This is a genomic window from Celeribacter marinus (assembly GCF_001308265.1).
In the GTDB taxonomy this organism is placed as follows: domain Bacteria; phylum Pseudomonadota; class Alphaproteobacteria; order Rhodobacterales; family Rhodobacteraceae; genus Celeribacter; species Celeribacter marinus.
In genome coordinates this window covers 3,035,694-3,048,160 of the sequence record NZ_CP012023.1, presented here as the reverse complement: position 1 = coordinate 3,048,160, position 12,467 = coordinate 3,035,694, and the positions used below count along the sequence as shown (strand labels likewise).

The window sequence follows — 12,467 nt, the reverse complement described above, 5'->3', positions numbered from 1 at the left end:
TCTCATCGAATGCACACTTTGTCCCGCGTTGCAGTCGTCCAACGACTGGATGATTGTGCTGGTGCGGCGAATGTCTGCAAAGCGGGCTGCGACCGCAGCATCTTGACAGGTCGGTGAATGGCAGGAATGGGCCGAAACCGTCGATTTTGCTGCCGTCAGTGTTAGGACGTACTGTTTCTTGCTTTGTTGAACATCGTTGGTGCGCGGGACCTATTTCGATCGCTCTTCTTAGTGATCATGGGAGAATGCTGGTCAACGTCTGGTCAACCTGTGAATGCTATTTGTGCTACACTCTGGTCCGTGCCAAAACGGTGAAATCCGGTGAGAAGCGGTGGATAAGTTTGTGCTTTCAAACGCTTGCCTGCTAAGGCATTGATTTAAATAAGCTATTGAAAACATTATGCTTTAGCTCATAACCTGAAGGTCGTAGGTTCAAATCCTACTCCCGCAACCAAATCTTACCAATAAATCAATACCTTAATCCAGTGGTAGTATAGTACCATCGGCAGTTTTGCAGTTTACGTCAACACCACGTCAACGTTTGGCGAGGCGCAACCCCCGAAAAGCTGCAATCAAAGATAATCAGCCGCGCTCAACGATGGTCGGTGACATTCCACTGCATTGAACCACATTCGCTTGGCCGGGTGATGGCGGCAATCGTGACCATCCCCAGTTTAATCTCCGGAAATTTTGCGGAGAATAGATCAGATAATCTCCGCGCAACACGCCTAGTCTATCCAGGATCGTCGGCTAGATCCGCCGTTTCCATTCGGCGCCTGGCACGGATGCTCAGCGATCTCGTCTAGGCCTGCACACACGGGCCTCTTGGCATCGCCGTTGTGATCGTGGCATCACTTGCGCATGATTGCATTCCGTACGCTCCCTGATGATCATCCAGATTTAATGCGCTCGCCGCTGCTGCGGGGCGCACTTTTGACGCTGCAATATGCCCAAGAGCACGGATCGATTGGCCTCACCCAAACCAAGGCGTTTAAGCGCGTCTTCGTCCACTGGGCCGTGGAGAACTTTGAGGTGCCCCTAGATTTGTAGACGCTTTGTTTGGTAATTTTGGAACCAAGGAGAGACAGACATGAACAAGGGAATACGGTTTACAGACGAGTTCAAACAGGACGCTGTGGCGCAGGTTGTTGAGCGTGGTTATGCGGTCAGCGAGGTGGCGGAGCGGCTGGGGATCAGTACCAAGTCGCTTTACGCATGGAGGTCGCAGTTCGCGAAGTCGCCGCGAGTTAGGGCCGAGACTTCGGAACAGGCTGCTGAGATCAAGCGACTGAAGCGAGAACTGGCGCGGGTCACCGAGGAGCGCAACATACTAAAAAAGGCGACTGCATACTTCGCGCGCGAGTCTCAGTGAGGTATGCGTTTATTGAGACACATCGCTTTGAGTTTTCGGTGCGCGCAATGTGCCGAATGCTAGCGGTCCATTTCAGCGGCTTCTATGCATGGCTTAAAGAACCGCTAAGTCAGCGAGCGCTCGAAGACGTGCGGCAGACGGAGATGATCCAACAAGCATGGGCCGACAGCGGTAAGGTCTACGGATATCGCAAGCTACATGATGATCTTTTGGATCAGGGCGAGACCTGCTCGGAGAACCGCGTTGCGCGTTTGGCCACCTTAGCAGGAATAGCTGCGCAGATTGGCTATAAGCGTCGTCCTGGACGCTATACCGGCAAACCAGCTATCGTCGCCGACAACACATTGGGCCGGAAGTTCGAGGTTGATGCCCCAGACACAGTCTGGGTGACCGACATCACCTACATCAGAACGCATGAGGGCTGGTCATATCTGGCCGTCGTCATCGACCTGTTCTCGCGACGCATCGTCGGATGGTCCATGCAATCGCGCATGACGACGGACCTCGCGCTACAGGCTCTGCTGAGTGCTGTTTGGCGGCGCAAACCAAAAACCAAGGTCATGATACATTCTGATCAGGGTTCTCAGTTTACCAGCAAAGAGTGGCAATCGTTTCTCGGCAAACACAATCTGGTGGCCAGCATGAGCAGACGCGGAAATTGTCATGAATGAGACCTGTCCGCCATTGGTCCGAGGACAATGGTCGAATGCAGTCGCAGAAAGCTTCTTCCACCTCTTAAAACGCGAACGGATCAGGCGGAATATCTACCCCACACGCAGCGCAGCAAGGCAGGACGTGTTCGACTACATCGAGATGTTTTACAACCCAACACGCAAGCACACGAATAACGGTATGCTGTCACCGGTTGACTATGAAATGAAACAACAGAAAATGAACGAGGCAGGTGTCTAAGAAACTAGGGGCACCTCAAAATCTGTATTCGGGAAGATCAGGTTGGCATCCATTTGCTCGACGCCCGCGGGGCAATTCGAAACTCCACCATAAGTATATAGTATTGTTCTATGTCCATGATCTGAAAACGATTTTAAGCAAACCTGCTCGATAAAACTAAGGTCTCCGCCAATCCAAAGCGACGCGATCGTGGGAAGTTCAAACATACGTACTGAATCAATCAATTTCAGATAAATCCTCTTGTGTGGCAATTGCGATTGCCTTGTCCAAGAGATTCACTGCACTTACAAAACGCTGCAATCATACGTGCTTTCGTGCCGTTCGTATACCGCTCTACATGGCGAAATATTTATGCACCCCAAGTCCTACGAAATGTTAAATCTGGATTAGAACATTGAAATGAGTGATGTATAAATTTACGTCAAATTGGCTCAGAACAAAAAGACTTCACCTGTAGTGCGCTATGATGACTTTTGGGAAACAGAAACGCAGCTCGCTATGAAGCGTTTTTACCGGATAATGTCTGCATTACCTGAGCGCGCAAGCATAGAAACCTCCGAAAGCGACCGGGAGGTCGCAGTCCACAGCTTCAGAAAATCCCCTGCAAATTTCGAGCGTTCATTCAAGCTTGGTGGGTGATAAAAGTGGTCGTCTTGTGTCGATAAAAGCGGTGTGGGTCACGTCTCTGTTCTCTGAAAAAAGCTGTGTCGCTGCTTTTTGGCCTCGTCGATTAGAACGACAATGCGAAACAGATGTTCGGTCATTGCCTCTTCTGCGGCATCAGCGTCGCCGGCAGTGATCGCATCGAGAATGTTGATATGCTCCTGAAGTGCGAACTTTTGTGACACTGCCGTGAGTGATAGCATTCGAATACGATCCATATGAGCTTTGCTTTCGTGGATCAAATCCCAAACAAATGGCGCACCTGCAAGCGAACAGATGGCGATATGGAATTGCTCGTCCAGCGCGTGGAACATGTTACGATCCTGTGCCTCAACGGCCTCTTTTTGACGAGCGATGAGGGCATGCAGGGGCGCTAAAGACGCGGGTGTTGATACCGCGCAGGCCGTTCGGCATGTTTTGACCTCCAGCGCGGTGCGGATGAACCGCGCACGTAAAACGGCTTCTTCGGAAATAAGGCTGACCGTGGTGCCGCTTTGTGGGCGGATCTGTAAGAATCCGAGCTTCGCCAAATGCTTGAATGCCTCGCGCACAGGCTGGCGCGAGACGCCCATTTTTTTGGCTACCTCTGCCTCTGATATCTTGGTTTGCGGCGGGAGTTCTAGCGATAGGATCCGTTGCTGAAGGGCGTTGAAAACCTGATCCGAAACTGAGGGCTGCGTCTCATGTTGAATGACAGGAAGGGATAGGTCGCTGACGTTGCCCAATTCTGTGTGATCCATGAGGATGTCCTCCGTCAAGTTGTGTCGCCGATGTTCGAGTGTGGCGGATTGCGATCCAAAGTGCAACTGGGATATTAGTTGACAGGCTGATTCTTGGTAACTAGGATATTAGTTATGGAGCCGCGCATGAGGTGTGGTGACACGGGCCGAGACACAGGCCAACTGGGGTTAACTGGGGGCGACATGGAACTTCTGGACAACGGTTGCCTTTTCCCTTCTGGCATGGCGCACCATCCTTATCCTATGACGCCGATCAAACTCCTACACGCCTGCCTCGTGGATATGACCCATGCGCAGTGCGTCGAGGGGTTGATATGGAATGCGATGCCTGTCTACCCGCACGCCCGTTGGGTGGAGGCCGGAGTGTTCGCTGATGTCCCGCCCCCGCCGCATGCGCGTATCGGTCGAGCAGCGCTGGGGCGAACTGTTCGATCTGTTCCCCTAGTCGCGCCACCGAGCACAGATGTTGCACGACAAATGTTCAACGAAATGGCGTAGGGACGCCGCATCATTATTTGACCAGTGATTTTTTAAGGAGTTTTTATAATGGGTGGTGACAACAAATTTTTAGGGATGGCCTATGTGTCGCCTTATGTTGTCGGTTTGTGTCTATTTACTGCGTTTCCTTTCATGGCTTCGTTGTATCTGTCGTTTACAGATTACGATCTGTTGTCGACACCGGAATGGGTCGGCCTTGATAACTATGAGCGGCTGTTCACCCGCGATCGGACATTCAACAAATCGCTGAGCGTGACATTGCTATATGTGTTCATGACCGTTCCGCTGAAGCTGTGCTTTGCGCTGCTTGTCGCGGTTGTGCTGAACTATAAACTCAAGGCCATCGGGTTCTTTCGTACAGCATATTACGTGCCATCGGTTTTGGGCGGTTCTATCGCGATCGCGGTTCTGTGGCGTTACATCTTTGCCGAGGTGGGCCTTGTAAACATGGGGCTGACGGCCATCGGGATGGAACCTGTTAACTGGTTCGGTGATCCCCAAAACGCATTGTTCACTCTGACGTTGCTGCGCTGCTGGCAGTTCGGATCGGCGATGGTGATCTTTCTTGCTGCGCTGCAATCGGTCGATAAATCGCTGTATGAAGCATCTAGCATCGACGGCGCGGGCAAGTGGCAGCAATTCCGCTTCATCACAGTCCCGCTGATCACTCCGGTGATCTTCTTCAACCTGATCATGCAGACGGTTCAGGCGTTTCAGGAATTCAACGGCCCCTACATCATAACCAACGGAGGTCCGCTAAAATCCACGTATCTGCTTCCGCTTTACATCTACGACAAGGCCTTCAAGAGCTTTGACATGGGCTATGCCTCTGCCATCGCTTGGATCCTTTTCGTCATCATCATGGCGTTGACTCTGATTGCCTTCTGGTCGTCGAAAAAATGGGTCTATTACGCCGGCGACAAGAGGAGCTGAGATCATGGAAACCGTAACGAACCTAGAGCCAATGCGCAAAGGTGACCGCACGCTTTCGCCTCAGGAACTCCAGATCCAACGTGCTCAACGGCGCGGCGCGATCATCCGCTATGTGGTGCTGACGTTGTTCGGTCTGCTGATGCTCTATCCGCTGATCTGGCTTGTGGGTGCGTCATTCAAGACCAATGAAGAGATTTTTAGCTCGGCTGCATTCTGGCCAAAAGAGCCGACTATCCAAGGCTACATCGACGGTTGGCAAACCTCGACGCCCTATACCTTCGCGCGGTTCTTCTTGAACTCGCTCTATATCGTGATCCCCAAAATGATCGGCACAGCGATCTCATCCGTGATCGTGGCCTACGGGTTTGCGCGGTTCGAGTTTCCAGGCAAAAAAATCCTGTTCGGCATTCTGATCGCCACACTGCTGTTGCCCGATGTCGTCACACGCATCCCACAGTATCTGTTGTTCCGTGAATTGGGTTGGCTCGACACATACCTGCCGCTGTTCGTTCCGCAATGGTTCGCGCTCGAAGCATTCTTCGTGTTCATGTTGATCCAGTTTATGCGGTCGATCCCGCGTGACATGGAAGAGGCAGCACGGGTCGACGGAGCCAACACCTTTCAGGTGCTTTGGTTTGTTGTGGTGCCTATGCTGATGCCCGCGATTATTTCGGTCTGTTTGTTCCAGTTTATGTGGACCATGAACGATTTTCTAGGGCCGCTCATCTATATCTCGTCGGTCGAAAACTATCCGGTATCTCTAGCACTCAAGCTGAGCATTGACACGACTGAGGCGTTCAACTGGAACCAAATCCTCGCGATGACTGTGCTGGCACTGGCCCCATCGTTGGTCGTGTTTTTCATCGCTCAAAAATACTTCATCGAAGGCATTTCAACAGGGGGGGTCAAAGGCTGATGGCTGATCTACAACTTACGTCCGTCGAAAAGGTTTATGGCGGAGGCTTCAAGGCCGTACATGGCATTGACCTGCATGTCGAGGATGGTGAATTCATGGTGCTGGTCGGACCTTCGGGCTGCGCCAAATCCACGACACTACGCATGATCGCGGGGCTTGAAACCATCACGGGCGGCGAAATCCGTATCGGTGAGAACATCGTCAATGATTTGGTGCCAGGAAAACGCGGTATCGCGATGGTGTTCCAGAACTATGCGCTTTACCCGCACATGAAGGTACGGCGAAACCTTTCGTTCGGGTTGAAGCTTAAACGCGAACCGAAAGCGCGCATCGAAAGTGCGACTCAAGAGGTGTCGGGCATCCTCGAGATTGAGGAGCTGCTGGACCGGTTGCCCAAGCAATTGTCGGGTGGACAGGCCCAGCGTGTGGCCGTGGGCCGCGCGCTGATCAAGTCGCCCGAGGTATTCTTGTTCGACGAGCCACTATCCAACCTGGATGCAAAGTTGCGGGCCTCGATGCGGATCCGCATCACGGACCTGCACAAGCGCCTACGAGACGAAGGGCGGCCCGCGACAGTGGTCTATGTCACCCATGATCAGATCGAGGCGATGACTATGGGCGACCGTATCTGTGTCATGAAAGAGGGACATATCATGCAAGTGGCGGATCCGGTCACTCTTTACGAGCGCCCAGCAAACGCCTTTGTGGCGGGCTTCATCGGTATGCCAGAGATGAATCTGGCGCCTGCGGTTCTGGCCAAAGATGGCGCGATGACGTTGACCCTCGCCGGGCAGACTATTGCCGTGCCCCGTGCGTTGGCGCAGCGGATGGACAATCACGAGGGCCCAGTGACCTTCGGCATCCGGCCCCAAAACGTAGAGATCGTCCCTACCAATACGCCCGATGCCTTTTCTGGGAAGGTGCATAACATCGAGTTCATGGGGCACGAAGTAAACCTGCACGTTCACATAGGTGACAGCAACTTTATTGCAGTCATCCCGAACGACAAATTCGACACGACCATCCAGCGTGGCGATGATGTCTGTGTCCGACCAGACGGCGCGCGGATTCACCTTTTCGACCAGAAAAGCGGCGCGAACATCTCGCTCGCCGACCAAACCAGGGCATTGTCATAGGGAGGAACACATGACACATTTCAAGACACTGATCGCGACAGTATTGGCCACAACGACATTGGGTAGCACTGCCTACGCAGAAGAGCTTCGGATGAGTTGGTGGGGTGGTGACAGCCGCCACGAGGCTACGCAGGCGGCCCTTCAGGTTTGCGGAGAGTCGCTCGGCCATACGATCAAGCCCGAATTCACGGGTTGGTCCGGGCACTTTGAAAAGGTCGCCACACAGTTGGCGGGCGGCACAGAGGCCGACATCATGCAGATCAATTGGCCGTGGCTGCCGATCTTCTCAAAGAACGGTGACGGCTTTGCCGATCTGCGGAACTTCTCTGATACGATCGACCTGTCGCAGTGGTCCGACGAAGAACTCGAGGCGTCGACTCGCAACGGTGCGCTGAACGGCCTGCCTGCGTCGGTGTCCGGTCGCATCTTCTTTTTCAACAAGACCACCTTCGATAAGGCTGGTCTGGCAATCCCGACCACCTTTGAGGACCTTATGGCCGCTGGTCCGATCTTTGCCGAAAAGCTGGGTGACAACTACTACCCACTTGAAGGCATCGGTCTGGACGCGTCCCTTTTGATCCAGATGGTCGTAACCCAACAGACCGGTAAGTCGTTCATCAATCCCGAAACCAACGAGGTTCAGTGGTCAAAAGAGGACCTACAGGCGGGCCTCAACATGTATCAGGCGATGGTGGAAAATCACGTGATCAAAGCATGGCCGGATATGGCCGCTGCCGGTAATGTGGCATTACATGAAAACGCGGACTGGACCTCGGGCAAGATCGGCGGCAGCTATCAGTGGGACACGACTTTCTTCAAAATCTCCGATCCGTTGTCCGAGGGTCAGGAACTTGTTCCAGCCGGTCTATTGCGTGTTGAAGGCGCGCAGAACGACGGTGTGTATCGCAAGCCGTCCATGGTCTTTTCTATCTCGGCCAATTCACCAAACCAGCAAGCTGCAGCGGAAGTGCTCAACTGCATGTTGACCCAACCATCTGGTATCGATGCCATGGGATCGGCACGCGGCGTGCCATCGTCGGATGTCGCCGCCACACAGCTTCTTGAAAATGGTGGCATTCAGCAGATCCAAGTGGATGCGCAGAATATGGTAATGGGGGCGGATGCGCCCGCGATCAGCCCCTACAACGAAGATCCTGATGTGCGTGCGGGTATCGAAGACACGCTGGAGTTGTTCGCCTATGGCGAGCTGGACAGCGCGGACGCCTCGGAAGAGATTTTGATGCTCGTGAACGAAGCGCTCGAAGACAAATAAATGCATAGGGGCGCCGATCTTGTCCGGCGCCCCTATGTCACCTCATTACAGAAAGCTACCGATCGTGCTCACCGCCCTTGCGATAACGCCTTACACGGCGACCATTTTGATCCACGCGGACACAGCGCGCTATCATCTGGAAACGCCTGTTTCGTGGCGGCTTGAGGGGACAGCGCAGCGTGGCGTGTCACACATTGTTCCAGTGTTTATCGAAGACCTTGAACCTGATACGGACTACGTGCTGGTTGCCGGACAACAGACAGTGGGCTTTCGAACGGCGCCCTGTGCGGGATTGATCGAGGCTGCAGATTACGGTGTTTGCGTAGATACACCCAACAACGCAATGGCATTTGCCGCGGCGGTGGCCGCCGTGCCTCGCGGCGGTACATTGCGCGTTCCAAACGGTCGCCTTGCAAGCGGGCCAGTGTTTCTAAAATCAGATATGACGCTGTGGCTGCCCGAAGGGGCGATACTATCCGCCATCTCCGACCGCAATGGTTGGCCGGTTTTGCCCGCACATGACGACAGCGGCCGCGTGATCGGCACGTGGGAGGGGCTGCCCGCTGCCAGTTTTGCCTCGCCCGTCACTGCGATTGGATGCGACAACCTCACCATTACCGGGCGTGGCACTTTGGACGGTGGCGGTGACCGTGGCGATTGGTGGACATGGCCAAAGGAGACCCGCGACGGGGCCCGCCGCCCGCGCGCGCTATTTCTGGCCCATTGCACGCAGACCATCCTGTCAGGCATGACGGTGCGCAATTCGGCATCCTGGACGGTACATCCGTTTTGTTGCGATCGCCTGACAGCGGCCGCTTTGCGAATAAAGAACCCCGCTGACAGTCCTAATACAGATGGATTTGATCCCGAAAGCTGCATGCATGTGCAGGTGCGCGGGCTGCACATCAGCGTTGGTGACGACTGTATTGCTGTAAAAGCAGGGAAACGCGGAACGGGCGATGATCCCCGTGTTGATCACATCGCCCCCACGCGTCATCTGACGATTGCCAATTGCTTGATGGAGGATGGCCACGGCGCGGTGGTGATGGGCTCCGAAATGAGCGGTGACATCACAGATGTCGACATCACGCGGTGTGAGTTCAAAGGCACCGACCGTGGTCTGAGGATCAAAACCCGGCGGGGGCGCGGCGGGCATGTGGCCCGCATTGCGATGGATGATGTCGTTATGGACAGCGTCGGTACAGCCCTTGCGGTAAATGCGTTCTATTTTTGCGATGCGGATGGGAAATCGGCGACAGTACAATCGCGCGCCCCCGCCCCCGTCGATGACACCACACCGCAGATTTCCGATATTACGATCTCCAACGTCCAGTTGCGCGGCGTGCGCCACGCGGCTGGCGCATTCCTAGGCCTGCCGGAAGCGCCGGTTTGCGGCCTGCGCCTGTCCAATATCACGGTTGAATATGACGCGACCGCCACGGCGGGAGACACGCTTATGGCCTGCCATTTGCCGCCGGTAAGCCACGCGGGTTTTTTGCACCGCTTCACCGAAATCGATGCGGATGCCCCTTTGATACATATGCTGGAGGATTTGATTGATGTCGGCTGATTTTTTTGACAGCTACGCGCGGCGATATCAGCCCTATAAAGGGGGTAACTGGTGCTATGAGGACGGATGCCTGTATCGCGGGTTGGAATTGTGGCACGTCGAGACGAAAGATGACCGTTGGCTGGATCATTTGCGCCGGCTCGTCGACGTGCAGGTCGGTCAGGATGGAAGCCTGACGGGCTACGGATTATCAGATTACAACATCGACAACATTCTCCCGGGCCGTACGTTGCTCTATTTGTATGGGCTAACGGGGGAGGCGCAGTATCTGACGGCGGCTGACCTACTGGCGCGGCAGTTGACGACCCACCCGCGCACGCAAAGCGGCGTCTATTGGCACAAGCTACGCTATCCATGGCAAATCTGGCTCGACGGGCTGTATATGGGCCAGCCATTTCGAATTGCGCATGCGCAACTAAAGCGTGACGATGCCGCGGTAGCCGACAGTCTCGCACAGCTTTCGACCGCATTAGACGCGTTGATTGATCCTGCTAGCGGCCTCTATTGGCATGCCTATGACGAAGCGCTAGAGCAGCCATGGGCAGACCCCGTAACTGGCTTTAACAAAGCATTTTGGGCGCGTGCTGTAGGCTGGTTGGCCATGGCGCTGGTTGATGTCGCAGACCTTGTCGGCGAAGATTTTGCGCCCCTACGGCTGCGCACGGTCGCGCTCATTGACAAGATCAAGTCGCTTCGCGTTGTTGATGGCCTATGGCTTCAGGTCATCGATAGGCCCGACCTTGACGGCAATTATCAGGAAACGTCTGCCTCGGCGATGTTCACCTATGCGCTGTTGCGCGGTACGCGATTAGGGTTGACCACTATGCCCGATGGTCTGGCCGCTACGGTCATGGGCCGCGCGTTGCAGCCCAAGGCCGCAGGCGGGCATGAGATGGTCGATATTTGCGAGGTTGCGGGGCTGGGTTGGTACGAGAACCGGTTTCGCGATGGCAGCCCCGCGTACTACCTGAGCGAGGCGCGTGTCAAAGATGATGTAAAAGGTGTGGGGCCGCTGATGATGGCAGCAGCCCTAATGGCGCGCGGATGAGGCCCCATCTGACCTCGGAGCAGGCTGTCAGCTTTAGCCGCGACAATGTCTTGCGCTATGTGGGGACTGCAGGGGCGGATCAGGATGATCCATGGTCTCCCGCACGCCTTGAGTGCGCAGCATTGGTACCGGACTATTTGGTCGATCATGGCCGCGAATGCGCCACGGTTCAACAGGCCGTTAATCGTGCTGTGCGAGACAAACGGCGCGGCCGCGTCGTGATCGGTGTGGCCGCCGGCGTACATGCCGGTCTGGTCTATGTGCCGCGCGCGCCTTTCACTGTTACGATACTCGGCTTGGGCGATACCCCGGCCGATGTGGTGCTGTCCGAAACCATCGATGCTGAAATGAATGGTGCAGACTACGCACAGCGCTTTGGGGCACAGTTTCGTGATGCACCCGAAAGCATAGCCGCGATTTTCAGACGGATCTCTAAACTGTCTCCAATCAGTACCGCCAACGCCTCAGTGCTGCGTGTCGAAAACGATGGTTTTCAAATGGTCAATTTGACGGTGCGCAACACCTACAATTGCGACCGCGATCAAGGTGGCGATCATGTGATGAACAACCACGGACAATATCGCAGCGGCCAACATCAGGCTGTGGCGCTTCTTGTGGCAGGGGCGGACCGAGTGCAGGTTCAAGATGTCGTGTTACGCAGTTTGCAAGACACCTTGTACTTGCAATCACCGCGCAAGGGCGCGACCGTTCGATCTTGTTTCACGGACTGTGAGATTGAGGGCGATGTGGATTTTATATTTGGCCAGTCGACGGCCTGGTTCGAAGGATGCACAATACGCTCCCTTGGCGGCCGCGCCCTCAAAACGTGGGCAACGGCACCCAGTACCGACATTCGTACACGGTATGGCTTTGTATTCCATGATTGTGATTTCATCTCTGACGAGCGCGACGGCACGCGCCATTTTCTAGGGCGACAATGGTTTGAAGGGGTCCGTGCCACACCATTCGGAACGCCTAACGTTGCTGGGTACAGCGTAAGTCTTGGTGAGGTGTCTGACTATCTGGAACCGAGTGGAACGATCAGTTTGGCTACGCTAAATTCAGTTGGAAAATGTGTTATCTTATGTTCGCGGATTGGCGCACACATCGACCCGCATCAGCCATGGGATGAGTGGAGTGGCAATCACTGGAACCCACGCCATCGCCCGGTTTTATATGCCGCTTCAGATATGCTTGAGCCATTGAACACGTGGTTGCGAGACCAAGACTTGCACTACGAGGATATCGCGCCGCAGACGCCGTTTCTGGCCGAGTTCGGGACTGTTGATGTGTGACACGCCCTACTGGCTCTGAAGACAGGGGTGGTCGTGGGCAAAAGTGCCAGACCGTGAACCGTTCGATCGCCCTGTGCTAATGCTGCGCCGGTTGACGTTCGACCCTCAGTT

General features: G+C 54.8%; 9 protein-coding genes and 1 pseudogene. 9 read left to right on the top strand and 1 reads right to left on the bottom strand.

Features of this window, described 5'->3' with window-relative positions; translation table 11 throughout:
- Window positions 1-861 precede the first annotated feature (861 nt).
- Together IMCC12053_RS15165 and IMCC12053_RS15155 are read left to right on the top strand one after the other, a co-directional pair.
- Window positions 862-1,050, top strand: coding sequence for a hypothetical protein (locus tag IMCC12053_RS15165; RefSeq protein WP_062220498.1), 189 nt, complete (start codon window positions 862-864; stop codon window positions 1,048-1,050).
- 40 nt (window positions 1,051-1,090) lie between these two features.
- A pseudogene (locus IMCC12053_RS15155) lies at window positions 1,091-2,284 on the top strand (IS3 family transposase).
- 677 nt (window positions 2,285-2,961) lie between these two features.
- Here the strand turns inward: IMCC12053_RS15155 and IMCC12053_RS15150 are convergent.
- Window positions 2,962-3,687 carry a GntR family transcriptional regulator gene (locus tag IMCC12053_RS15150; protein ID WP_062220496.1) on the bottom strand — a complete coding sequence of 242 codons (726 nt, stop codon included), beginning with the start codon at window positions 3,685-3,687 and terminating at the stop codon, window positions 2,962-2,964.
- A gap of 546 nt (window positions 3,688-4,233) precedes the next feature.
- Here IMCC12053_RS15150 and IMCC12053_RS15140 point away from each other — a divergent pair.
- From IMCC12053_RS15140 to IMCC12053_RS15110, 7 genes are read left to right on the top strand one after another with little or no spacing between them, the layout of a single operon-like run.
- Window positions 4,234-5,118 carry a carbohydrate ABC transporter permease gene (locus tag IMCC12053_RS15140; protein WP_062220494.1) on the top strand — a complete coding sequence of 295 codons (885 nt, stop codon included), beginning with the start codon at window positions 4,234-4,236 and terminating at the stop codon, window positions 5,116-5,118.
- A gap of 4 nt (window positions 5,119-5,122) precedes the next feature.
- Window positions 5,123-6,034, top strand: a complete 912-nt coding sequence (locus IMCC12053_RS15135) for a carbohydrate ABC transporter permease (protein ID WP_082389105.1) — start codon at window positions 5,123-5,125, stop codon at window positions 6,032-6,034.
- A complete protein-coding gene (locus tag IMCC12053_RS15130; RefSeq protein WP_062220493.1) occupies window positions 6,034-7,170 on the top strand; it encodes an ABC transporter ATP-binding protein in 1,137 nt (378 codons plus the stop codon). Before IMCC12053_RS15135 ends, IMCC12053_RS15130 begins: the two co-directional genes overlap by 1 nt.
- Before the next feature lie 10 nt (window positions 7,171-7,180).
- Window positions 7,181-8,443, top strand: a complete 1,263-nt coding sequence (locus IMCC12053_RS15125; protein WP_062220487.1) for an ABC transporter substrate-binding protein — start codon at window positions 7,181-7,183, stop codon at window positions 8,441-8,443.
- A 34-nt stretch (window positions 8,444-8,477) separates the two neighbouring features.
- Window positions 8,478-10,013 (top strand): polygalacturonase PglA, encoded by a 1,536-nt coding sequence (pglA, locus tag IMCC12053_RS15120; protein WP_062220485.1) that lies wholly within the window; start codon window positions 8,478-8,480, stop codon window positions 10,011-10,013.
- Complete coding sequence (locus tag IMCC12053_RS15115; protein WP_205623921.1) at window positions 10,003-11,061, top strand: glycoside hydrolase family 88/105 protein; 1,059 nt, start codon at window positions 10,003-10,005, stop codon at window positions 11,059-11,061. The genes pglA and IMCC12053_RS15115 overlap by 11 nt, the downstream gene beginning before the upstream one ends.
- Complete coding sequence (locus IMCC12053_RS15110; RefSeq protein ID WP_062220481.1) at window positions 11,058-12,356, top strand: pectinesterase family protein; 1,299 nt, start codon at window positions 11,058-11,060, stop codon at window positions 12,354-12,356. Before IMCC12053_RS15115 ends, IMCC12053_RS15110 begins: the two co-directional genes overlap by 4 nt.
- Window positions 12,357-12,467: the final 111 nt, after the last annotated feature.

Bases quoted from the DNA above. Each gene is read 5' to 3' on its own strand.
- pglA (WP_062220485.1), top strand. From the start codon at position 8,478: ATGTCACCTCATTACAGAAAGCTACCGATCGTGCTCACCGCCCTTGCG.
- IMCC12053_RS15135 (WP_082389105.1), top strand. From the start codon at position 5,123: ATGGAAACCGTAACGAACCTAGAGCCAATGCGCAAAGGTGACCGCACG.
- IMCC12053_RS15150 (WP_062220496.1), bottom strand. From the start codon at position 3,687: ATGGATCACACAGAATTGGGCAACGTCAGCGACCTATCCCTTCCTGTC.
- IMCC12053_RS15110 (WP_062220481.1), top strand. From the start codon at position 11,058: ATGAGGCCCCATCTGACCTCGGAGCAGGCTGTCAGCTTTAGCCGCGAC.
- IMCC12053_RS15125 (WP_062220487.1), top strand. From the start codon at position 7,181: ATGACACATTTCAAGACACTGATCGCGACAGTATTGGCCACAACGACA.
- IMCC12053_RS15130 (WP_062220493.1), top strand. From the start codon at position 6,034: ATGGCTGATCTACAACTTACGTCCGTCGAAAAGGTTTATGGCGGAGGC.
- IMCC12053_RS15165 (WP_062220498.1), top strand. From the start codon at position 862: ATGATTGCATTCCGTACGCTCCCTGATGATCATCCAGATTTAATGCGC.
- IMCC12053_RS15140 (WP_062220494.1), top strand. From the start codon at position 4,234: ATGGGTGGTGACAACAAATTTTTAGGGATGGCCTATGTGTCGCCTTAT.
- IMCC12053_RS15115 (WP_205623921.1), top strand. From the start codon at position 10,003: ATGTCGGCTGATTTTTTTGACAGCTACGCGCGGCGATATCAGCCCTAT.